The following is a 24741-nucleotide window of genomic DNA, read 5'->3' on the forward strand; positions in this document are numbered from 1 at the left end:
CCAAGATCCCATGTTATCCTTTGATTCATGGGATTTTTTATATTTAAAGGTCAAAAAATATGAGTTCAAGCACACCACAAATTGAACGTTTACTGGAAATCATGGCAAAACTGCGTGACCCGCAAACAGGTTGTCCATGGGACACTCAGCAAACGTTTAAAACTATCGCACCGTATACGCTAGAAGAGACATATGAGGTGATTGATGCCATTGAACGCGAAGATTTTAACGACTTAAAAGGGGAATTAGGCGATCTGCTCTTTCAAGTGGTGTTTTATGCACAGATGGCTAAAGAGCAATCACGATTTGATTTTGATGATATTTGCCAAGCAGTTAGTGATAAGCTAGAACGGCGCCATCCACATATTTTTGACGCCGAAAACCACCCTGATAGTGATGCTGCACTGGCTGGATGGGAAAAACGTAAGTCTGCTGAACGCGCACAAAAGGCGCAATTTTCGGTACTTGATGATATTCCAAGCGCATTACCTGCATTAATGAAAGCGTATAAAATACAAAAACGTTGCGCGTCGGTCGGTTTTGATTGGGATACACTCGGTCCTGTGGTCGATAAAGTGCGTGAAGAGTTGGATGAAGTAATGGAAGAGGCCACTCAAGTGGTTGTTGATGAACAGCGCCTAGAAGAAGAAATTGGCGATTTACTGTTTGCTACTGTGAATTTATCTCGCCACCTAGGCCATAAGCCCGAAATGGCGCTAAACAAGGCCTGCCAGAAATTTGAAAAGCGTTTTCGCCAAATTGAGTCACGCCTTGCACTAGAAGGTAAAACCACAGAAACCGCAACGCTTGAGGAGATGGAACAGCATTGGCAGCAAATTAAGCTCGCGGAATAACTGTTGTTTGTAATTTCATACCAACAAAATATTCAGTGGGCATATCTTCTTTGTGATGCAAAGCGATAAGTGATTATCAGGGTTTTCGTAAAAGTATAACGAGTTTGACTGACTTAGCTGTCGTAGAAAATGAACGTAAAATAACGGAGGCGATTGCCTCACTGCAAATTACTCGTGTTTTTGTCGCTCATCGCCCAGAAAGGATAAAATCGGCAGATAAGGTTTTTAATCTGCAATTAAATCGCTGGGTGTCACCGTATGATTGATTATCTTGTTGGGAAAATCACCACTGCGGTAAAGCACACCGCTGTTAACCTATAATGTGTGCTTAATACATGTCAGATTGCCGCTCTTTTATCCGCATCATACAAAAAATTTCACCTAATTTAATAAAACCATCTTAGTTCTCGCTAGTTTTGCTGAAAGGATTTAGCTTTTGCGAAAAATATGCTAGCCTTAGAAGATGTTTCTATGGGGAGACATGGAATTGAAGAGAGATGAAGTGTTAAGAGTGGCATGATAACGCAAATTTGCTAACCTAAAATAGGTATATGATGAGTGAACTCACATTGCTATTTTACTTTAAGGAAAACTGTTTTTAAGCGGCCGTATCTTGAAGACTAGGGTAAGCAAAGTCACTTAATAGGTTAAACAGCTTGAGTCTCGCACTGTTGCTGTTTGCATGTTAATCAACCTTGTTTGGGGCTAGAAAATATTTTTTATTTTAACTAGCTGATATTAATGGAATATAGAGGAAAGTTAACCTTATTATGCTTAGAACATTTGTAGCGAAATTAAGGTTCGGGTATACTGTTTTCCCGTCCTGTTATATCCATCATCTTTTAAACCTAAACTTTCAGGTTCAGCATGAAAACTAATTATATTTTTGTGACCGGCGGGGTCGTATCCTCTCTGGGTAAAGGCATTGCCGCAGCCTCTTTGGCGGCTATACTCGAAGCCCGTGGACTCAATGTCACCATTATGAAACTGGATCCGTACATCAACGTTGATCCTGGTACAATGAGCCCAACCCAACACGGGGAAGTTTTCGTAACAGAAGACGGCGCTGAAACTGACTTGGATTTAGGTCATTATGAGCGTTTTATCCGTACCAAAATGACACGCCGTAATAACTTTACGACTGGCCGTGTTTATTCAGAAGTACTACGCAAAGAGCGTCGTGGCGACTATCTAGGCGCAACTATCCAAGTCATCCCTCATATCACTAATGAAATCAAAGACCGCATTATCCGTGGTGGTGAAGGTCATGATGTTGTTCTCGTTGAAGTCGGCGGAACGGTTGGTGATATCGAATCTCTACCATTCTTAGAAGCGATTCGCCAAATGGCGGCTGAAGTTGGTCGTGAGCGCACTTTATATCTACATTTAACGCTAGTGCCTTATCTGGCAGCAGCAGGCGAAGTTAAAACGAAACCGACTCAGCACTCAGTAAAAGAGCTGCTCTCTATCGGTATTCAGCCTGACGTATTGATTTGTCGTTCAGACCGCGTTATTCCTGCGAATGAGCGTGCGAAAATTGCTTTGTTCTGTAATGTTCCTGAAAAAGCCGTTATTTCACTGAAAGATGTTGATTCTATCTATAAAATCCCTGGTATGTTGAAATCACAAGGCTTGGATGAGTACATCTGCCGACGTTTCAACTTGGATTGCCGCGAAGCGAATCTTTCTGAATGGGAACAAGTCATTTATGAAGAAGCTAATCCTACTGGTGAAGTTACCATCGGTATGGTTGGTAAATATGTAGAATTACCCGACGCTTATAAATCCGTGATTGAAGCGTTGAAACACGGTGGTTTAAAAAATCGCCTCACCGTCAATATTAAACTGATTGATTCTCAAGATGTAGAAACACGTGGCGTTGAACTGTTAAAAGGCTTAGATGCAATTCTCGTTCCTGGTGGATTTGGTGAACGTGGCATTGAAGGTAAAATCATGACAGCGCGCTATGCACGTGAAAACAAAGTGCCTTATTTAGGTATTTGTTTGGGAATGCAGGTTGCTTTAATTGAGTTTGCACGTAATGTTGCCAACATGGAAGGGGCGAACTCAACTGAGTTTGATGCGGAGTGTAAATATCCGGTTGTTGCGTTAATTACTGAATGGCGTGACGAAAATGGTAATCTAGAGGTGCGTTCTGAAGAGAGCGATCTTGGTGGCACGATGCGTGTAGGTGGTCAACCATGCCACTTAGTGAAAGACAGCTTAGTTCGTGACATGTATGGCGAAGATACAATTATTGAACGTCATCGTCATCGTTATGAAGTGAATAATATGCTGCTAAAACGCATTGAAGATGCTGGTTTAAAAGTTGCAGGTCGTTCAGTGGATAATAAACTGGTTGAAATTATTGAAAATCCAAACCACCCATGGTTTGTAGCATGCCAGTTCCACCCTGAATTCACTTCAACACCAAGAGATGGTCACCCATTGTTTGAAGGTTTTGTTAAAGCCGCTGGTAGCTACCAGAAAGGTGAGTTGAAATAAGATATGGCGGGATAGGTCAATGGCCTATCTCCCACAATTTAACTTGTACTGAGGAAAACCTAATGTCCAAAATCGTTAAAGTGATCGGTCGTGAAATCATTGATTCTCGTGGTAACCCAACTGTAGAAGCTGAAGTTCATTTAGAAGGTGGCTTTGTTGGTTTAGCTGCTGCGCCATCAGGTGCATCTACAGGTTCTCGTGAAGCACTGGAGCTGCGTGATGGTGATAAATCACGTTTTCTGGGTAAAGGTGTTTTGAAAGCAGTTGCGGCAGTGAATGGTCCAATTGCAGAAGCGCTGATCGGTCAAAATGCGAAAGACCAAGCAGCTATCGATAAGATCATGATTGATCTGGATGGCACTGATAACAAATCTAAATTTGGTGCAAACGCGATTCTGGCTGTGTCTTTAGCTAACGCAAAAGCAGCCGCTGCGGCAAAAGGTATGCCTCTTTACGAGCATATTTCTGACCTGAACGGTACTCACGGTCAATATTCAATGCCTCTGCCAATGATGAACATCATCAATGGTGGTGAGCACGCTGATAATAACGTTGATATTCAAGAATTCATGATCCAGCCTGTTGGCGCTCCTACGCTGAAAGAAGCTGTTCGTATGGGTTCTGAAATTTTCCATCACTTAGCTAAAGTACTGAAGTCTAAAGGTATGAATACAGCTGTGGGTGATGAAGGTGGCTATGCACCAAACTTAGAATCTAACGCTGCTGCTTTGGCTGCGATTAAAGAAGCAGTTGAACAAGCTGGTTATGTTTTAGGTAAAGATGTTACTCTGGCTATGGACTGTGCGGCTTCTGAGTTCTACAACAAAGAAACAGGTAACTACGAATTGAAAGGTGAAGGTAAAACCTTTACTTCACAAGAATTCACTCATTACCTAGAAGGTCTGACCAAAGAATACCCAATCGTTTCTATCGAAGATGGGTTGAACGAATCCGACTGGGATGGTTTTGCATACCAAACTAAAGTACTTGGTGACAAAATCCAATTGGTTGGTGACGATTTGTTCGTTACAAATACCAAGATCCTGAAAGAAGGTATTGAGAAAGGCATTGCTAACTCTATCTTGATTAAATTCAACCAGATCGGTTCTTTGACTGAAACTCTGGCTGCAATTAAAATGGCGAAAGATGCGGGTTACACTGCTGTTATCTCTCACCGCTCAGGTGAAACTGAAGATGCAACCATTGCTGACCTAGCAGTTGGTACCGCAGCGGGTCAAATTAAAACAGGTTCTATGAGCCGTTCTGACCGTGTTGCTAAATACAACCAACTGATCCGTATTGAAGAAGCTCTGGGTGAGCGTGCGCCATTCAATGGTTTAAAAGAAGTTAAAGGCCAAGCGTAATTAGATATTAGGCTCAGTCATTAAAGAAAACGGGAGGCTCAGGCTTCCCGTTTTTTTATTCAATATATTGAATCGTTGTAGGGATTCCGCTTATCTGTCGATAAAAGCGATAATTTTTTATGTATCAAATGAAAAAATAGCTAAATTGCGCGTTTCAGATCTCAATTTTTGATTATCCACATTTTCATTCCATTCAATTAACTCTATATTTCCTCCACTGTAAATAAATATTAACAAGAGCTTGATGTGTTACCGCACTGATGAGCCAATGGAGTTAACATGGATGCTTCTGAATCCCTAAAACCTTCTGTGGGGCCAACCCCGTCCAATGTTAGGGGCTGGGTGATTTTAGCTATTGATATCGTATTGCTAATTTTACTTTTAAAGTATTTGCCTTTTGATGATAAAGCAAATGCAGGCCTAGCAATGATGGTATTTATTGGTGTGCTTTGGTTAACTGAAGCTATACACGTGACTATCACTGCATTATGTATTCCAATTCTAGCGGTGGGGCTAGGGTTAATGAACACTGGGGATGCGTTGAAATCCTTCGCTAACCCAATCATTTTTCTATTCTTCGGTGGCTTTGCTTTGGCAACGGCTTTGCATATTCAAGGTCTAGATAGACTGATTGCTAACCGTTTGTTGATGATTGCCCGTGGGCGCTTATCTGTTGCAGTGGTGCTATTGTTCGGTGTTACTGCATTACTTTCGATGTGGATTAGTAACACTGCGACTGCGGCGATGATGTTACCACTTGTATTAGGTATTCTCTCTAATTTAGATGTTCGCCATGAACGTAATACATTCGTGTTTGTGTTACTCGGCGTTGCTTATAGTGCCAGTATTGGTGGGTTAGGGACTATTGTTGGTAGTCCTCCAAACGCAATCGCTGCATCTGCACTTGGTTTAGACTTTTTATCATGGATGAAATACGGCATTCCGATCATGGTTGTATTACTGCCTATGATGTTTGTGCTGATGTTTATGATGTTACGACCAAATCTGAAGCACCGCTTTGAATTAGAACTTGAGCATGTGAAGTGGAATGGTAAACGTATCACTGCCATGATCATTTTCTTAATTGCGGTTGTTTGCTGGATTACGAGTACGTTTATTAGTGATGCGTTAGGTGGTGTTAAAGACTTGGACACCATTATTGCTGTAAGTGCAGCAATTCTAATTGGGATTACTGGTGTTGCTAGCTGGGCTCAAATTCAGAAAAATACTGAGTGGGGTGTACTGATGCTGTTCGGTGGTGGTTTAACACTGAGCGCGATTTTAAGTTCATCTGGAGCAAGTAAGATAATGGCTGACTGGATGCAAATGACATTTGGTCAAAGCCACTGGTTTGTTATTATTTTAGCGGTGACTACATTCATCATTATTTTAACAGAATTTACCAGTAATACGGCGAGTGCGGCGCTATTAGTTCCGATTTTTGCTACAGTCGCTGAAGCATTAGGCATGCCTCCAATGGTATTAACGATGATCATTGGTATTGGTGCATCTTGTGCCTTTATGTTACCTGTTGCAACACCTCCGAATGCTATTGTCTTTGGTTCTGGTTATATTAGACAGATAGAAATGGTCCGTGTTGGCGCGGTATTGAACGTAGCTTGTATCATTGTGATCTCACTGTTTGCTTGGTTCTTCTGGTTATAATGACCCAATAGTGAGTTCAAGATTAAATTTTTATCCCCTAGCGGCCTCAAATGAGGCCGCTAGTGTTTAATAAGGCGTGTATTTTATTCTTTTAATAGTGACTTTAGTGATTCTTTTAAAAATTGGCACTTTGTCCGACTAAGGTTTGTTGGTTACTACCTAAACGTAATTGCCCCGTGATAGCCAACTGATTCTCACCTTGTAATGAAAAATTCATCGCTTCAATTAACCCATTAATATCAATTTTATTTTGTGGACACATAAAACTGTCTTTACATTGATACCGATGACTTTCGAGCAAAATTGAACGCCCCATAAGTTTGGCATTTTCACTTAATTCAAAGTGACTTCCCTCACTATGCAAAGTTGTTGAACGGTATTTAGCACCTGAATGGAGTAAACCTTCACTAATAGACAAGGAAGCATTGCCTGAACTACTGAGATAGTTTTGAACTGCTGAGGTAATATTGACTGCATTTTGTAGTTTGATACGATCGGCAAACACATTAATTTTAGATAACTGTATAGGCACAGCCTGCTGCTGGCTGATGATGACTTGGCTACCTGGAGATACAGAGAATTTTAATTGCTTATAATCCTCAAGGGGTTTAGGGATAAGTTTATCTTGGTCTGTTTTATCTTTAATAAATTGCCTTTCGAAGTTACCTGCTATCAATGAAAGACTAGAAATGTTACTTGCGGAGCCATTATGCCAAGTGATGCCATTAGGATTAGCAATCACAAGGTTGGCCGTTTTACCTTTAATCGCAATAACGCCTTGGATATTGGTCGCTTCACTTCCTGTCACTTCCGCAAGGATCATTTTAGCGGCCTTACCATCAAGAGTGCGATTATCTTGAATATCATTATTAAAAACTAAACCATGTTCATTAGAAGAGAGTGTTTCGAAACTATTGAATGAAATATGGTTTTTAAGCGGGGCGGCAATATTGATCGTTTTAGCTTGGTTGATATCAAGAGTAGAAGCCGATAAGTGAGTATGGACAAACAATAATACAAATGATGATATTTGGACGGTTAATAATTTCATTGAGTGAAGCTCCTTGCAGTGAAAGATCCCTTTTACTGTTTGGTAGTATAGCTCCGTTTAACTCTTTCAGTTTGGCTAAAAAATAGAATGATCTGTTAAAAAATAAAATATCACTTCACTTAAATAAGCATCATATTAAACTCAGCTTTTCTATGTTTTTCTATATTATTTTTTGACGCTACAGACGTAACTCATTTGGTTTATACATAATAAAAAGGGCCACATATACAGTGGCCCTTTACGATTTATTCTAACTGAAATGGTTATTCAGTTTTTGCTGGTGAATGACTATGTTCGATGTCTTCAGACTTATTCGAAAAGCGGCGACGGATCACCACGAAGAAGACTGGAACAAAGAAGATAGCTAATGAGGTTGCAGCGAACATACCACCCAGTACACCAGTACCTACCGAGTTCTGTGCCGCAGAACCTGCACCATTACTAAATACCAGAGGGATAACACCAAGCATAAAGGCTAATGATGTCATCAGGATTGGACGTAAACGCATCTTAACCGCGTTAAGTGTCGCTTCGACTAACCCTTTACCTTCTTTTTCCATCAAGTCTTTGGCGAATTCAACAATCAAGATTGCGTTTTTCGCCGATAACCCAATGGTTGTTAACAGACCGACCTTGAAGTAAACATCGTTAGACAGTCCACGAACAGAAGTAAACAGTAATGCACCAATAATACCCAATGGTACGACTAACATGACTGAGAATGGTACAGACCAACTCTCATACAATGCCGCGAGACACAGGAAGACGACAATCAGTGAGATAGCGTACAAAGCAGGTGCTTGGTTACCTGATAAACGTTCCTGATATGACATCCCCGTCCACTCATAGCCAATACCTTTTGGTAGGTTTTCAGTGGTGAGTTTCTCCATCATCAGCATTGCGTCACCGGTACTTTGACCAGGTGCTGCTTGCCCTTGAATATTCATCGAAGGTACACCGTTATAACGCTCTAAACGTGGCGAACCATATTTCCAAGGATCTTGGGATTCATCCAAGAAGGCCGAGAAAGGTACCATGTTTCCTTGGGCGTTACGAACATACAGCGCGCTAATGTCAGATGGCAACATACGGCTTTCTGCATCACCTTGTACATAAACTTTCTTAACACGACCGCGGTCGATAAAGTCGTTTACATAAGTACCACCAAATACGGAACTTAGCGTTGCGTTGATATCCGCGATAGCAACACCTTGAGCCTGTGCTTTTTGCTGGTCAATGTAGATTCGATACTGTGACGTATCATCCTGACCGTTCGGACGAACACCTTGCAAAATCTCAGGGTGCTGAGCTGCTAAGCCAAGTAATTGGTTACGTGCAGCCATTAAGGCATCATGCCCTAAGTTACCTTGGTCAACGAGCTCGAAGTCAAAACCGTTTGCAGTACCTAACTCAACAATAGCAGGTAGGTTAAAGGCATAGATCATTGCTTCTTGTTTCTGAGATAACGCTATGTTCGCACGCTGAACAATGGCTTCAACATGGTTTTCATCGCCTTTACGTTCACTCCAATTTTTCAGAACGACGAACGCTAGACCCATGTTTTGGCCTTGACCTGCGAAGCTGAAGCCACCAACGGTAAATACAGATTCAACGTTACGCTCTTCTTTGGTGTGGAAGTAAGTGTTAACTTCATCCAACACGGCTTGTGTTTGTTCTTGCGTTGATCCCGGTGGTAATTGAACCATCGCTAAGAATACCCCCTGGTCTTCTTCTGGTAAAAATGAAGATGGGAGACGAACAAACATTAATGCCATACCTGCCACTAAAATGAGATAGATGATCAGGTAACGGCCCGTACCATTGAGCATGCGGCTAACACTATCGGTATAGTGATGCGCTTGCTTTTCAAATGTACGGTTGAACCAACCAAAGAACCCTTTTTGGCTACCATGACTGCCTTTCTCAATTGGCTTCAACATAGTGGCACAAAGTGCAGGGGTCAGGATCATTGCAACGAATACGGACAGGATCATTGCCGAAACGATGGTTACTGAGAACTGACGGTAAATTGCCCCTGTTGACCCTCCAAAGAAAGCCATTGGGATAAATACCGCTGATAGCACCATCGCAATACCGACCAACGCGCCTTGAATTTGTCCCATGGACTTTTTAGTCGCTTCTTTTGGCGGTAGACCTTCTTCTTGCATAACACGCTCAACGTTTTCGACAACAACGATGGCGTCATCCACAAGAAGACCGATGGCAAGCACCATCGCAAACATGGTCAAGGTGTTTATCGAATAACCGAAAGCTGCCAAAACAGCAAACGTTCCAAGTAAAACCACGGGTACAGCAATTGTTGGGATTAATGTGGCTCGAATATTCTGCAAGAACAGATACATAACCACGATAACCAACATGATCGCTTCGACTAGCGTTTTAACTACTTCGTTAATCGAAATTTTAACGAAAGGCGTTGTATCATATGGATAAACAATTTCTAGTCCTTCAGGGAAGAACGGTTCCATATTCGCCAGTGCAGCACGAACGTTGTTAGCAGTATCTAGTGCGTTAGCGCCTGTTGCGAGTTTAATACCGATCCCCGCCGCAGGTTTACCATTAAAACGGGCAATAGTACTGTAGTTTTCAGCACCTAACTCAACCGTTGCAAGATCTTTTAAACGCACCTGAGAACCATCCTGATTAACACGTAACAGGATATTGGCAAACTCTTCAGGACTGTTTAAACGTGTTTGCGCGATGATTGAAACGTTCAAGCGTTGGCCATCAACTGGAGGTGTTCCCCCTAACTGACCTGCCGCAACTTGGTTGTTTTGCACTTTAATGGCATTGATAACATCATTTGTTGTCATGTTGTACTTCACGAGCTGTTCTGGTTTTAACCAGATACGCATCGCGTATTGCGTACCAAACAACTGGGTTTCCCCAACACCATTGACTCGGCTAAGTGGATCCTTAATGTTTGAACCTACATAGTCGGCAATATCATATTGCCCCATAGAGCCATCGGCAGAAACGAAACCAGCTACCATCAAGAATGAACTGGTAGATTTATCAACGCTGATACCTTGCTGCTGTACTTCTTGTGGTAGTAATGGCATTGCAAGTTGCAGTTTGTTTTGAACCTGAACCTGAGCAATATCACCATCAGTACCTGCTTCGAACGTCAGCATGATACTTGCAGAACCGGATGAATCACTGGTTGATGACATATACACCAAGTTATCGATACCATTCATGTTCTGTTCGATAACCTGAGTCACTGTGTTCTGTACCGTCGATGCATCTGCGCCCGGATAGTTTGCCGAAATAGAAACGGACGGCGGTGCAATAGTCGGGTACTGTGCCACAGGTAACTTGATAATTGCCAACAGACCAGCAAGCATAGTAATAATCGCGATTACCCATGCAAAAATTGGTCTATCTATAAAAAACTTAGGCATTAATCAACCGCTCCCTTACTTAGACTTTTGTTCAGGTTGAGCCTGATTGTCTATGGTTTGCGCTTCTAAATTAGCTTCCTTAGGAACGACAACAATACCGGGTTTGATTTTTTGTAGGCCAATCACAATCACGCGATCGCCATCCTTCAAGCCATCAGTCACCAGCCATTTGTTGCCTACAGCTTGTGCTGCTTTAACTTTTCTGACTTCAACTTTATTCTCGGCACCAACAACCATGACTTGAGCGTCACCTTGTGGCGTACGAGCTAAACCTTGCTGAGGAACCAGAATCGCTTTTTCCATAACACCATCTTCTAAGATAGCGCGCACAAACATTCCTGGCATAAGCTCTTTATTTGGGTTCGGGAATACTGCTCTCATCGTGATTGAACCTGTTGTCTCATCCACGGTGACATCAGAAAATTCCAGAGCTCCTTTTTGGGCATACTCTTGGCCATTATTAATGACTAAGCTAACAGGGGCTTTGCCCGGCTCTTTTTGGAGAGCACCTTTTTCTATCTCATTACGTAGGCGTAAGAAATCCTCACTGGATTGTGTAACGTCAACATAGATAGGGTCTAGCTGTTGAACTCGCATCAACTCAGTCGCTTGTCCTGAAGCAACTAATGCACCTTCTGTGACATTAGATTTCCCAGTACGACCGCTGATAGGCGCAGTAACTTTGGTATAGTTTAGGTTAATACGCGCAGTCTCAACGGCTGCTTCTGCTGCCTTAACGGCTGCTAAAGCTTGAGCATAAGTTGAGGTGGCCTGATCGTATTCTTGCTTACTAATATAATTAGTGCCTAAAAGTGGTTTGTAGCGTTTTACAGTCAAACCCGCTAAGTTTGCGTTAGCTTGCGCTTTAGCAAGTTCCGCTTTAGCACTATCAAAAGTGGCTTGGAAAGGCGCTGGATCTATCTGATATAAAGACGTTCCGGCCTCAACATCGCTACCTTCTTTGTAGTTACGTTTGAGTATAATGCCACTTACCTGTGGGCGAACTTCTGCAATACGATATGCAGACGTACGACCTGGTAATTCAGTCTTGATAGTCAGAGGTTCGGCTTTAAGCGTAACAATTCCTACTTCAGGCGCCGGGCGTTCACCGCCACCTTTCTGTTCATCGTTACAACCTGATAAAGCTAAGCCACCTGAAAGAACCAACAGAGCCAGAGGTAACACCCCTCTGTTTTTTCGCATAAGTTAACCTCAATTAATCAACATGAGTAAAAAACAATACAAGAAAATGGTAAACAATAAGATTTATCACTATGCTATAGTACAAACATACACGAATGTATGTAAATCAGCTTTGTATATAAACGAGTTACAATGGCACGAAAAACTAAACAACAGGCCGAAGAAACCCGTCAGGAAATTTTAGATGCTGCCATCAAAACCTTCTCTGAACGAGGTGTTTCGGCGACATCGTTAGCCGATATTGCAAAGGCCGCTGGTGTAACCCGCGGTGCGATATACTGGCACTTCAAAAATAAGGTCGATTTATTCCACCAAGCTTGTGAATTTAGTGATAGCCAGATATTACAGGCCGAAAACTATTATCGTCAGAAGTATAGTAATGATCCACTAGCAATTCTAAAAGAAATTTTAGTTTATATTTTGACAGATTTTATAGAAAGCCCTAAAAATCGCGCTTTAATGGATATTCTTTTTCATAAGTGTGAATTGGTAGGTGAAATGGCTGTTATTGTGGATTTAAAAAGAGAAAACTATATGGCGAGCCATTATCGTATCATTGAACATTTGCGTAGTTGTGTTGAACTAGGACAATTACCTGCGAACCTTGATTTAGAATGTGGTGCTATTATGGTACGAGCGATGATGGCGGGGCTATTGGAGAACTGGTTATTACAGCCTGATAGTTTTAATATACAAAAACGTACTGAAATGCTGGTAGAAACCATGTTAGACGCATTGAAATACAGTCCATCTTTACGGCTAAAGACAGAACAGCCAGAATAATTGGAGAGAGGTTATGTCATCAATTTTAATAATTGCTAATGGTGCTCCTTACGGTAACGAAACGTTATTTAACTCATTACGGTTAGCAATCACACTAAAAGAACAACATCCGCAAACCGAACTGAAGTTATTTTTAATGTCGGATGCCGTTACGGCGGGAATTAAAGCGCAAAAGCCAAAAGAAGGTTATAATATTCAGCAAATGTTAGAAATTTTGACTGCACAGCAGGTGCCAGTGAAATTATGCAAAACCTGTACCGATGCACGTGGTGTTAGTGAATTAGCCCTAGCAGATGGTGTCGAGATTGGTACATTAGTTGAGCTCGCTGCTTGGACATTAGAAGCAGAAAAAGTTCTAACGTTTTAATTAGGACTCAATGTGCTGTTAGTCTTTACTAGCAGCACGCTTTATTTTATCTAAACAGAATCAAAAAACCTATTATGGGTTCATCCATGCGGACACTGAAAAATCTAAGAGACTGGCAATTCAGGGTTATCTTTGTACTCTTTGCTTTCTTCTTTTCTTGCTATGCTAATGCTGCAATAAGTAATTCTCTTCCAAGCAAAAATGACATTCAAAATAAACTGAATGTATTGAGTAAAAAAAGTAACCAAAGTGCTGAAGATAAGCTGTCTATTGCTGATATTGAAAAGTCGCTTATTTTTTATGATGAGCTAAGTAAACTGGATAGTAAGTCGGATGAACTGCAAAAAAGTCTCGATAGGGCGAGTGATGATGCTAAACATGCGGTGAATGCATTACAACAACTTAAAAATAACAGTGAAGAAGAAACACGGAATTTTACCAATAGCATCAAGAATGCGTCACAAAAACAGTTAGAAGCTATGCTCAGTCATGCATTAGAACAATTACAAGCTGAGCAGAATGACCTTGCCAATTACAATAGCTATTTAATTACTTTGCAAACTCAGCCAGAAAGAGCGCAAGCGGTGATGCTGGAGAATGCTCGGCGATTACAAGAAATACGTAATGAGCTTAATAGTGTTTTTAATGAATCGACAAAACTACGAGATACACAAATTGAATTACTGCAAATAGAACAAAACTATTTACAGCAACAAAATGATTATCAAAAACGTGTGTTACAGGGCAACACCCAGTTGCAAGATGTATTACAAAAACAACGTGACTACACGATTTATTATATTGAACAGCTTGAAAACCGTATTCAATTACTACAATCCTATATAAGCAGTAAACGGCTTAATGATTCTGAAGCTACAGCGCGTGAGGCACAAACCTCCACGGATAATGAACTACAGTTAAAGCAAAATCCTATCATTCAAAAAGAATTAGCGATTAATAATGCGCTTAGCGAACGTTTGATCGAAGTGACTCAGAGTAATAATCTCATGGTACAAAATAGTATCCGTGTGAAAACTTGGCTTGAACGAGCAACGCAGTCTGAACGTAATTTGAAAGAACAAATCAATGTATTACGGGGTAGCTTATTGTTATCACGTATTCTGTTTCAACAACAAATTGATTTACCAGATGATATTTTAACTAAAAATTTGCCTAATACCATTGCGGATCTACGCCTTGAACAGTTTGATGTTAATCAGCAGCGTGATGCGTTATATCAAATGAATAATTACATCTTGAATCTAGAGAAACAATTAGCGGAAAAGTCAGGTGGGGAACAAGACAGTCGTTATTTGTTGTCGGATGAAGATAAACAAGCGTTAACTAAATTATTGGATGTAAGGCGTGAGCTATTAGATGAGCTTAATCTACAATTAGGTAATCAAATTTCTCAAGCGATTAATTTACAACTCGATCAAAATCAATTATTGAGTGTGATTAGTTCGCTAGAACACACTCTCGCACAACAAATCTTTTGGGTAAACAGTAATAAGCCGATCGACCTTACTTGGGTTAAAACGTTTCCAGAGGCGGCAACACAACAAATCAATAGTTTTGATTTTAGCTTATCAAAGGGCAATATTAAAAAGGGGATCACCAATTCATTATTCGTGGTAATCCCATTATTGGTATTGGCATTAGTGTTTATTTGGTTATACCGAAAAATCGCTGAACGTTTACAGCAAATCACTCAAAGCCTTTCCAGTTTAAGACAAGATAGTTTATTAAATACGCCATTTGCGCTATTACTTACGCTGTTGCAAACATTACCGACGGCTTTGGTATTACTGGCTATTGGCTATTGGTTTTTAAAAACAGGCAATGCTCAAGGTGAATTTGTGTGGGCGCTTTGCCAGCAATTAGCCATTTTTTGGGTGCTTTTTGAATTAACGTTAAGGGTATTAAAGCCAAGAGGGATAGCAGAAAAGCATTTTAGTATTGAGCCAAAACTTGCCGCACAAACTCGTCGCCGAGTCGCGCGTTTATCACTGCCATTGTTACCATTAATTTATTTTTCAACTTATGGCGTGATTAATCCTCTAAAAGTTTCTGAAGATGTGATTGGGCAGTTAATTGTTTTACTGTCACTACTGATGTTATTTATATTTACATTGCCATTTTGCAAACATATCTGGCAAGAAAAAGGCAGCCATTTAACTCGTTCTGTCGTGGTAACATTGCTCACGTTTTCTCCTCTAATCTTAATTGGTTTAATGATGGCGGGGTATTACTACACCACATTACGTCTGGCTAATCGTTGGTTAGATAGCCTGTATTTATTACTGCTTTGGTATATTACCTATAATGCGTGTTTGCGCAGCCTGACTCTAGTGGCTCGTAAACTGGCTTATCAACGTGCTATCGAACGTCGTAAGGCCCAGCATCAAGAAGAGAGTGAAAACGAACCCATCAAAGAACCGCCAATGACGATTGAATTAATCAGTCAACAGTCATTGCGTTTAACCACGATGGTATTATTTATCATTTTTGCTTTAGCTTTTTATGCAATCTGGTCTGATTTTATTACGATATTTTCATTTTTAGACAGTGTTGATTTATGGCATTACACCGCAACAACCGCTGAAGGTAGCAATACTTTACAATCAGTCACGCTAGCCAATTTAATCTTGGCGATGGTGATTATCGTTGTAGCATGGATTATGACACGTAACTTACCGGGCTTATTAGAGGTTTTAGTTCTATCACGCTTAAAATTACGACAAGGTTCGACTTATGCCATCACCACGATTTTAACTTACATTATTGTCGGTATTGGTGCGATAACGTCATTGGGGATGCTCGGTATTACATGGAGTAAGCTTCAGTGGTTAGCCGCGGCATTAACAGTTGGTTTGGGGTTTGGCTTACAAGAAATTTTTGCGAACTTTGTTTCGGGGATTATCTTGTTATTCGAAAGGCCGATTCGTATCGGTGATACCGTAACGATTGGCAGTTATTCGGGAACGGTAAGTAAAATTCGTATTCGTGCAACCACTATCATTGATTTTGATCGCAAAGAAGTGATCATCCCGAATAAAGCGTTTGTGACTGAACGTCTCATTAACTGGTCACTTTCGGATACAGTGACGAGGATTACGGTAGCATTAGGTGTGGCTTACGGTTCTGATCTTGATAAAGTGAAGCAAGTGCTGTTAAGTGCTGCGACCTCAAATAGTAAGGTGATGACAGACCCTGCACCTGCGGTGTATTTCACTGGGTTTGGTGCGAGCACCCTTGACCATGAATTGCGTTTTTATGTTCGCCAAATCGGCGATAGAGGAACGACGAGTGATGAGGTGCATCGTGCAATAGATAAGTTGTGTCGTGAAAATGACATTAATATTGCATTTAACCAGTTAGAGGTTCACCTTCATAACGAGCGAGGTGATGAAATTCAAGAAATAAAACGTGACCCTAACGTAAAAAAAGATGATGGTAATTAATATGACTTAATTGCTAGATGAGCAGGTTGCTTCGGCAGCCTGTTTAGTGAGATAGTCATTTTTTACAATTTCAAGCGCTTTAAGTACCACGTCAGTTTCAACGTCTGAAGTTTCAAGTAAATAGATAAGATCAACGGCAAGCTGAGTTTCTTTGGGGGCATTTTTTAGAGAATCCATTCTGGCTCCTTAGTATCGACTTAGCGAGTTATCGTACGCATTTTTTTAGTAGCGACATTGATAGATATTAGTTTTTAATCGAAATAGGAGCAAGTTGATATTACGCAATGATAAAAAAATAATAAGAATAGCGACGAGAAATTAACGTGCCTTTGACATTTTATCGTGAAGGGGAGAGTTAAAATTTACAATAGTTTTTATAATTCTCATATGTGTAGTAAATAATAAAATAACCCGTCATTAATCGATTTGTGAAAATAGAGTAGCTGAGTAATATCATTTATATCAATGATATTGAAGTAGTTTATTGATTGTTATGGTATTACGTGCATGTTAGTATTATTACCTATTAGTAATAGTATAACTGGGTGATTTTGTGACGAAATTATCGGAAAGCCTCTATTTAACATTTTGTATCGTGCTAAGCTTTATTATCACTTATTATATTGCAGGTATTGATGCAACTTTATGGAGTTCACTGTCAGCGCTTCATGGTTATACGATATTTAATAAAGCGAATCGCTATAAAAATATTATTTATTCATTATTATGTTCATTATTTGTGTTTGTAGGGACGTCTCTTGGTTATTCTTTAGGCTTTAGTTACTTGTTCTTTATCGTATTATTTCTATCACCTTTTTTCTATTATCAACTTTATAATGTTGATTCCTCTTTAGAGATGTCGTTTAAGTACTTTATGATTTTCTTTATCATAGGGGCAACCTTAAATAAGTCGAGCTTCAACGGCTTGGTGATAGGTTTACTGATAGGAACGGTGGTGACACTTGCGTTCTGTTACGCTGTGAGCAAACGGAAAACAATTACGATTCACCAGATAAAGAAGTATATCTTTTTAAAAAGAGATAGAGTCACTGTTCCCTTAGTGGGACAATCATTGATCTACTCGACAGGCTTAATTTTTTGTGTTTTATCATCAAGAGCCATCAATATAGACCATTTTTTTTGGGCACCATTAACCTTTATCTTTGTCTTAAATCCTAAATTAACAAATATCGTTAAATTAACGCGTGATAGGGTCATTGGAACACTGATTGTTGTTTTGATACTTTATTTGGCATTTAACTCATCTATCTTAATGCCATACATAGGTTTTACATTAATTCTCTTGTTTTCATTTTTAATCCCTATCAGTAATACAAAGAAAAATAATGTATTCGGGACAATTTGTTTGACAGGGTTAGTCTTGTCATTAATTGAAATGTCAATTTATCTGAATAATGTTGATTATCATTTATTGTCAGAAAGGATCATGGAAACATTCATTGGTGGCTTATTTGCGGTAGTATGCAGTTACTGCATAAAATTAATCATGAAGAATAAATCAATTTATTGAGGTCACCTTACAATGGGAGCTGAGGCTACACCCATTAATAATTTAGTCCAAAAATTGGTTTTCTTGATGTTCTATGGCTTTTTCGATACGTATCAATGCTTGTCGGCAACGGTGTAGCCTTCCCGCTAATGCTGCAATATCTTTTTGGCATTGGTGACGTTTTACGTGATCGGTCAGGCCATTGAGTTGCAATTCACGTTCACTGACCATGGCGAGTAATCGGCGTTCATAATCTTGATGCTGTGCCAACCGTTCATACAGATCGACGTGTTCTTTCTTTTCTTGAAAAGAGGTCTCTTTTTGGCGTAATGCTTGAGTAGACAGTTCTCGGGAAAGCGCTTGGATTTGATGCGTTATTTTCTCTGTCAGAAAGTTAACTTGTTCAATATGACCAAGTGACACACTGTGGGAAAGTTGTTGGTACAGTTTATTTAACTCTTTTTGGCAATCCCCTAGATGCGTTGATTTAGTGCTAAACAGTTGCGAATCAAAGCGGGAATGTGAAAATTCCTGATCAGCGATAGGTGCTATGCGGGTTTGCAATGCGTCAATTTGCGTTTTTAGCGCATCTAAAAGAGCCTGTATTTTCATTTTTCTTCTCGTTACTAGTGAAAAATCATGGAAAATTGATATGTAGCAATAAAACTTGTCGCAAATAAGCGGCTCCTTATTGCATTTTTATGGTACTTTAAATAGATTCTACCTTTTCGTGTTTACTATTGATTGGCACTTTATTATGACTGCTAGAGAGCAACAACTGCAATTGATTAAAGAAAGTATTGCAACTATCCCTGATTACCCAAAAGAAGGGGTATTATTCCGCGATATTACCACACTGTTAAATAACCCGGCAGCTTATCAAGCTACCATCGATTTGTTGGTTGAGCATTATAAAGATAAAGATGTCACCAAAATTGTAGGTACTGAAGCGCGCGGTTTTCTGTTTGGTGCACCAGTCGCGTTGCGCTTAGGCGTTGGTTTTGTTCCTGTACGTAAAAAAGGCAAACTACCTCGCGAAGTATTAAGTATGACCTATGATTTAGAATATGGCACTGACACGCTGGAGATCCATCGTGACAGTATTCAGCCTGAAGATAATGTATTAGTCATCGATGATCTACTTGCAACAGGCGGTACTGTTGAAGCAACAGTAAGAATGATCAAGCAGCTAGGCGCGAACATTGTCGATGCCGCTTTTATTATCAGCCTACCGGATTTAGGCGGCGTAGAGCGCCTTGCTGCTGAGGGCGTTAACTCATTTAGTTTAGTTGAGTTCCCAGGCCACTAATCCTATTTTCCTCACTATTTTTATCACAGTCTCGCCGTAAGGGGCGAGGCTGTGGTAGCATGGTGCTATCACCGTGTTAAGAAACTGCATAATTCATGAGCTATCAGGTACTTGCCCGTAAGTGGCGCCCCCAAAAATTTTCAGATGTTGTCGGTCAACAGCATGTATTGACCGCATTAGCGAATGGTCTGGAACACCAGAGGCTTCATCACGCCTATCTTTTTTCTGGCACTCGTGGTGTCGGTAAAACGACAATTGCCCGTTTGTTTGCCAAAGGTCTTAATTGTGAAACGGGGATCACAGCAACACCTTGTGGAAAATGTACCAATTGCCAAGAGATCGAGCAGGGGCGTTTCGTCGATTTGATCGAAATCGATGCGGCATCGAGAACAAAAGTTGAAGATACGCGAGAATTATTAGACAACGTGCAGTATGCGCCGGCTCGCGGGCGTTTTAAAGTCTATCTTATTGATGAAGTGCATATGCTATCGCGCCATAGCTTTAATGCGTTATTAAAAACGCTAGAAGAGCCGCCTGAGCACGTTAAATTTTTACTGGCAACAACCGATCCACAAAAATTACCGGTGACGATTTTGTCGCGTTGTTTGCAGTTTCATTTAAAAGCGTTAGATGTCACTCAAATTAATGAGCAGCTTGAACATATTTTAAATGCAGAAGGCATTGAACATGATTCGCGCGCGCGCCAGCTCATTTCTCGCGCAGCTGATGGTAGTTTACGTGATGCGTTGAGTTTGACAGATCAAGCGATAGCGATGGGGCAAGGTCAGGTTACAGCAGATATTGTCAGTCAGATGTTAGGTACGCTGGATGATGAGCAGCCGCTTGCGATCATTGAAGCTTTGGTGCGTGCTGATGGTATTGCTGTCATGGAAGAAGTCGAGCATGCAGCAACCCGTGGCGCAGATTGGGAAAATCTTCTGGTAGAAATATTGTCATTGTTGCATCGCGTTGCCATGATCCAGCTATTACCCGCAGGAAAAGAAACGGATCCTTCATCGACGGAAGGGCGTCTCAGACAAATAGCGCGAATAATTTCTCCAGCAGATTTGCAATTATTTTATCAAACATTACTGATTGGTCGTCGAGACCTCCCTTACGCACCAGAACGCCGTATGGGCATTGAAATGGCTTTGTTACGTGCTTTGGCGTTTCACCCCAAAAGCATTATTGAAGAACCCGTAGCACAAACGGTGGCCGTAGAGCCTGCTTCTGTGATGCCGACTCGCTCAGTTGCATCGAAACCAACACCGGCTTCATCACCGTTATCGGCAAATACGCCGATAGCAGAAAATAGTCCTACCTTTCAATTATTAAAGGCTAAGGAAGCGCTACAGTCCTCACAAGATGAGGTATCTGACGGAAAAAAGAATAAACCGGCCGCGCCTGAAAAGGCTAAGCCGGCGATGTCAGCACTTGAGAGGCTGACCGCGGTCACTAGCCAGCATCAAAAAAAGGGTGTTAACCAAACTGTTGACGCTAAAAAATCGACAAAACCAAAGCATTATCAGTGGCGGCCTCAGTTTGAAGAACCTCAAGCTAAAGAAACGATTACCACACCGACTGAAATAAAAGAGGCGTTAGAGTATGAAAAAACGCCTGAATTAGCGGCTAAGATTATTGAAGAAGGTCGAGAGCGGGATAGCTGGTCAGCAGAAATAGCGCAATTAAATATCCCTAAGCTAGTTGAACAATTAGCTTTGAATTCATATATAGAAAGAATCAGTGAGTCACAAATCGTTCTTCATTTGCGACCCGCGCAGCGTCATCTTAATAAGCCGTCGGCACATGACGCATTACAAAGTGCCTTGAGTGAACACTACGGTCATCCTGTTGAACTAAACATCGTTCAAGATGATAATACCGAAGTGAAAACGCCGCTTGAATGGCGACAGGCGATTTATGAAGAAAAGCTGGCGCAAGCGCGTCAGTCAATTATTGCGGATAAAACGATTCAAAAACTACGCTCGATGTTTGATGCGCAGTTAGATGAAGAAAGTATTCGCCCCGTTTAACGCTACAGTCTCTATGAGCAAGCTGTGGCCTCAGTAGTGAGAGATAACTATGTTTGGTAAAGGTGGTTTGGGCAATCTAATGAAGCAAGCCCAACAAATGCAAGAAAAAATGCAAAAAGTTCAGGAAGAAATCGCCAATCTAGAAGCAACAGGCGAATCTGGCGCTGGTCTAGTCAAAGTTACCATCAACGGCTCACATAACTGCCGCCGTGTTGAGATAGATCCAAGTCTTCTTGAAGATGATAAAGATATGCTGGAAGATTTGATTGCCGCAGCATTTAATGATGCAGCTCGCCGTATTGAAGAAACGCAGAAAGAAAAAATGGCAAGTGTTTCAAGTGGCATGCAACTGCCACCAGGCTTTAAGATGCCATTCTAATGCAAACGAGTCCGCTTCTAGAGTCATTGATGGAAGCTTTGCGCTGTCTCCCTGGTGTTGGGCCAAAGTCAGCGCAACGTATGGCTTTTCATCTGCTTCAGCGTGATCGTAGTGGTGGCATGCGCCTAGCGCAGTCACTGACTCGAGCAATGTCAGAAATCGGTCACTGCCGTGATTGTCGTACTTTTACCGAACAGGATGTGTGTAATATCTGTGAAAATCCGCGTCGTCAACAGAACGGTTTGATTTGTGTGGTTGAAAGCCCTGCGGATATTTATGCTGTGGAACAAACGGGTCAATTTTCAGGGCGTTATTTTGTGCTGATGGGGCATTTATCACCGATTGATGGTATTGGCCCGATGGATATCGGACTGGATAGATTAGAAGAGCGGTTATCTTCTGAAACCATTACTGAAGTGATACTTGCGACTAACCCAACGGTAGAAGGTGAGGCAACAGCAAACTATATTGCGCAGATGTGTGCTCAATATGGCATTACAGCAAGCCGAATCGCACATGGCGTACCTGTTGGTGGTGAGCTGGAAATGGTCGATGGTACCACGTTATCTCACTCATTAGCGGGTAGGCAGCGCCTCTAGTAACAGGTAACATCTTAAGCTACGGGCGGTTGACTGGCTGTAGCTTTAATCACCGCAATGTCTTACCAGAAGCATCGCTTATTATTTTTGTCGCAGTCCTTTCACATAATTCGAATCTCTTCGCTTTTTTATTCTTTAGTATCAATTAGTTATCCCCTTGAGTGACTTATCGTCGCTGAGTCTTCGCGGAGACATTTTTTCTTTCATGCGCTTGAATTTCTGTTTTTTGCCCCCAATTCAATCTCATCGATAAGTCAAAACTATCCCATTAGATTGATGATATAGAGGCATTAATGAGTATGAAAGGACAAGAAACTCGCGGGTTCCAATCTGAAGTCAAACAACTGCTCCAGTTGATGATCCACTCTCTTTACTCAAACAAAGAAATCTTTTTGCGTGAACTTATTTCAAACGCATCCGATGCGGCAGATAAACTGCGTTTTCGTGCACTTTCAAAACCTGAATTGTATGAAAATGATGGGGAACTGCGTGTTCGCATTAGCGCAAATAAAGAAGATGGGACACTCACAATTAGCGATAACGGTATTGGTATGAGCCGTGATGAAGTTATTGATAACTTAGGAACGATCGCTAAATCAGGCACTAAAGCCTTTTTAGAATCTCTGGGTGGTGACCAAGCAAAAGATAGTCAAATGATTGGTCAGTTTGGTGTTGGTTTCTATTCTGCTTTTATCGTTGCTGATAAAGTGACTGTTCGTAGCCGTGCTGCTGGTGCATCGGCAGACCAAGGCGTATTTTGGGAATCTGCTGGTGAAGGTGAATACACTATTGCCGACATTGAAAAAGCGGATCGTGGCACTGAAATCACGTTACATTTGCGTGAAGATGAAAAAGAGTTTTTAGATAACTGGCGTTTGCGTTCAGTTATCAGCAAATATTCAGACCATATTGCACTACCTGTAGAAATTGAAGTTAAAAATGAAGAAGATGGCACAATAACTTGGGAGAAAATCAACCAAGCTAAAGCGCTATGGACGCGTAATAAGTCTGAAATTTCTGATGAAGAGTATATCGAGTTTTACAAACACATCTCCCATGATTATGCGGATCCATTAACTTGGTCTCATAATCGTGTTGAAGGTAAGCAGGAGTACACTAGCTTATTGTATATACCTTCACAGGCGCCGTTTGATCTCTGGAATCGTGAGCAGCGCCATGGATTAAAACTGTATGTTCAGCGTGTGTTTATTATGGATGACGCTGAGCAGTTTATGCCAAATTATTTGCGTTTTGTGCGTGGGGTATTGGATTCAAACGATTTACCCCTCAACGTATCTCGCGAAATACTGCAAGATAGCGCATTAACTCGTAGCTTGCGTGGCGCATTAACCAAGCGTGTCCTGCAAATGCTAGATAAACTGGCGAAGAATGATGCGGAAAAATATCAGTCTTTCTGGCAGCAATTTGGTCTAGTGATGAAAGAAGGACCTGCGGAAGATATGAGCAATAGTGAAGCTATTGCGAAACTGCTACGTTTTGCATCAACACATAATGATAGCAACGTGCAGAATGTCTCTTTAGAAGACTATATTAGCCGTATGGTTGAAGGGCAGGAGAAAATCTATTACATCACGGCGGATAGCTATGCTGCGGCTAAGAGCAGCCCTCATTTAGAGCTGTTCCGTAAGAAAGGTATTGAGGTACTACTGCTTTCTGATCGCATTGATGAATGGATGATGAATTATTTATCCGAGTTTGATGGTAAGCCTTTCCAATCGGTTAGCAAAGCCGATGAGTCGCTGGATAAACTCGCAGATGAAGATAAAGCAGAGCAAGAAGAAGCCGATAAGCAATTAGAACCTTTTGTTGAGCGTGTGAAAACATTGTTGGCAGATCGCGTTAAAGAGGTCAAATTGACCCACCGTTTGACGGATACACCTGCGATTGTCACCACCGATGCCGATGAGATGAGCACACAAATGGCGAAGTTATTCGCTGCGGCAGGTCAAGCGGCTCCTGAAGTGAAATATAACTTTGAGCTTAATCCATCACACCCACTGGTTAAGAAAGCGTCAGAAGTGACGGATGATGCACTGTTTGCTGATTGGGTTAATGTTTTGTTAGACCAAGCTTTATTAGCAGAGCGCGGTACATTAGAAGATCCAAATTTATTCATTCGTAAAATCAACGAATTATTAATGAAATAATTCGCTAATTGATTTTCGTTTTTGAGCAAAAACCACGTTTTAGCCAGCGCTTTAGCGTGGTT

At 41.0% G+C, this 24741-nt stretch carries 19 protein-coding genes; 14 read left to right on the forward strand and 5 right to left on the reverse strand.

Features of this window, described 5'->3' with window-relative positions:
- The first annotated feature begins 59 nt into the window (after positions 1–59).
- The 5 genes from mazG (at position 60) to ACWPW6_RS05485 (ending at position 6388) form a co-directional block, all read left to right on the forward strand.
- Positions 60–854: a nucleoside triphosphate pyrophosphohydrolase gene (mazG, locus tag ACWPW6_RS05465; protein WP_247046960.1), complete on the forward strand. Its 795-nt coding sequence runs from the start codon at positions 60–62 to the stop codon at positions 852–854.
- Positions 855–958: 104 nt separating this feature from the next.
- Positions 959–1120, forward strand: coding sequence for a P-loop NTPase family protein (locus ACWPW6_RS05470; RefSeq protein ID WP_154623402.1), 162 nt, complete (start codon positions 959–961; stop codon positions 1118–1120).
- A 601-nt stretch (positions 1121–1721) separates the two neighbouring features.
- Positions 1722–3359, forward strand: coding sequence for a glutamine hydrolyzing CTP synthase (gene pyrG, locus ACWPW6_RS05475; protein ID WP_154623401.1), 1638 nt, complete (start codon positions 1722–1724; stop codon positions 3357–3359).
- 62 nt (positions 3360–3421) lie between these two features.
- Positions 3422–4723 carry a phosphopyruvate hydratase gene (gene eno, locus ACWPW6_RS05480; protein WP_154623400.1) on the forward strand — a complete coding sequence of 434 codons (1302 nt, stop codon included), beginning with the start codon at positions 3422–3424 and terminating at the stop codon, positions 4721–4723.
- 279 nt (positions 4724–5002) lie between these two features.
- Positions 5003–6388 carry an SLC13 family permease gene (locus tag ACWPW6_RS05485; protein WP_154623399.1) on the forward strand — a complete coding sequence of 462 codons (1386 nt, stop codon included), beginning with the start codon at positions 5003–5005 and terminating at the stop codon, positions 6386–6388.
- A 115-nt stretch (positions 6389–6503) separates the two neighbouring features.
- Here ACWPW6_RS05485 and ACWPW6_RS05490 read toward each other — a convergent pair whose 3' ends face one another.
- The 3 genes from ACWPW6_RS05490 to ACWPW6_RS05500 all read right to left on the reverse strand — a co-directional run bounded on the left by ACWPW6_RS05490 (position 6504) and on the right by ACWPW6_RS05500 (position 12067).
- Positions 6504–7439 (reverse strand): two-partner secretion domain-containing protein, encoded by a 936-nt coding sequence (locus ACWPW6_RS05490; protein ID WP_247046959.1) that lies wholly within the window; start codon positions 7437–7439, stop codon positions 6504–6506.
- Between the two features lie 263 nt (positions 7440–7702).
- Positions 7703–10864, reverse strand: coding sequence for an efflux RND transporter permease subunit (locus ACWPW6_RS05495; protein WP_154623397.1), 3162 nt, complete (start codon positions 10862–10864; stop codon positions 7703–7705).
- 15 nt (positions 10865–10879) lie between these two features.
- Positions 10880–12067 (reverse strand): efflux RND transporter periplasmic adaptor subunit, encoded by a 1188-nt coding sequence (locus ACWPW6_RS05500; RefSeq protein WP_154623396.1) that lies wholly within the window; start codon positions 12065–12067, stop codon positions 10880–10882.
- Between the two features lie 132 nt (positions 12068–12199).
- On the opposite strand from ACWPW6_RS05500, the gene acrR reads away from it, so the two are divergent.
- The 3 genes from acrR (at position 12200) to mscK (ending at position 16681) form a co-directional block, all read left to right on the forward strand.
- On the forward strand, positions 12200–12850 hold the full coding sequence (acrR, locus tag ACWPW6_RS05505; RefSeq protein WP_154623395.1) for a multidrug efflux transporter transcriptional repressor AcrR: 651 nt from the start codon (positions 12200–12202) through the stop codon (positions 12848–12850).
- A 13-nt stretch (positions 12851–12863) separates the two neighbouring features.
- Positions 12864–13217, forward strand: coding sequence for a DsrE/DsrF/TusD sulfur relay family protein (locus ACWPW6_RS05510; protein ID WP_154623394.1), 354 nt, complete (start codon positions 12864–12866; stop codon positions 13215–13217).
- An 86-nt stretch (positions 13218–13303) separates the two neighbouring features.
- Complete coding sequence (gene mscK, locus ACWPW6_RS05515; RefSeq protein WP_195848165.1) at positions 13304–16681, forward strand: mechanosensitive channel MscK; 3378 nt, start codon at positions 13304–13306, stop codon at positions 16679–16681.
- Between the two features lie 6 nt (positions 16682–16687).
- On the opposite strand, the gene ACWPW6_RS05520 is transcribed toward mscK, so the two are convergent.
- Entirely contained in the window at positions 16688–16858 is a 171-nt protein-coding gene (locus ACWPW6_RS05520; protein WP_154623392.1) for a YbaM family protein, read from the reverse strand.
- A 376-nt stretch (positions 16859–17234) separates the two neighbouring features.
- On the opposite strand from ACWPW6_RS05520, the gene ACWPW6_RS05525 reads away from it, so the two are divergent.
- A complete protein-coding gene (locus tag ACWPW6_RS05525) occupies positions 17235–18212 on the forward strand; it encodes an FUSC family protein (protein ID WP_154623583.1) in 978 nt (325 codons plus the stop codon).
- 42 nt (positions 18213–18254) lie between these two features.
- Here ACWPW6_RS05525 and priC read toward each other — a convergent pair whose 3' ends face one another.
- A complete protein-coding gene (priC, locus tag ACWPW6_RS05530; protein WP_250000165.1) occupies positions 18255–18803 on the reverse strand; it encodes a primosomal replication protein PriC in 549 nt (182 codons plus the stop codon).
- Positions 18804–18948: 145 nt separating this feature from the next.
- Between priC and apt the strand changes: the two genes are divergently transcribed.
- The 5 genes from apt (at position 18949) to htpG (ending at position 24679) form a co-directional block, all read left to right on the forward strand.
- Positions 18949–19500, forward strand: coding sequence for an adenine phosphoribosyltransferase (gene apt / locus ACWPW6_RS05535; RefSeq protein WP_154623581.1), 552 nt, complete (start codon positions 18949–18951; stop codon positions 19498–19500).
- A 95-nt stretch (positions 19501–19595) separates the two neighbouring features.
- The gene (gene dnaX / locus ACWPW6_RS05540; RefSeq protein ID WP_250000167.1) at positions 19596–21533 is read left to right on the forward strand and encodes a DNA polymerase III subunit gamma/tau; all 1938 of its coding nucleotides are present in this window, start codon (positions 19596–19598) and stop codon (positions 21531–21533) included.
- 49 nt (positions 21534–21582) lie between these two features.
- The gene (locus ACWPW6_RS05545) at positions 21583–21912 is read left to right on the forward strand and encodes a YbaB/EbfC family nucleoid-associated protein (protein WP_154623579.1); all 330 of its coding nucleotides are present in this window, start codon (positions 21583–21585) and stop codon (positions 21910–21912) included.
- Positions 21912–22511: a recombination mediator RecR gene (gene recR / locus ACWPW6_RS05550; RefSeq protein WP_154623578.1), complete on the forward strand. Its 600-nt coding sequence runs from the start codon at positions 21912–21914 to the stop codon at positions 22509–22511. The genes ACWPW6_RS05545 and recR overlap by 1 nt, the downstream gene beginning before the upstream one ends.
- Before the next feature lie 293 nt (positions 22512–22804).
- Complete coding sequence (htpG, locus tag ACWPW6_RS05555) at positions 22805–24679, forward strand: molecular chaperone HtpG (protein WP_154623577.1); 1875 nt, start codon at positions 22805–22807, stop codon at positions 24677–24679.
- The last annotated feature ends 62 nt before the right edge of the window (positions 24680–24741 follow it).

This window comes from Providencia sp. Marseille-Q8014 (assembly GCF_965112055.1).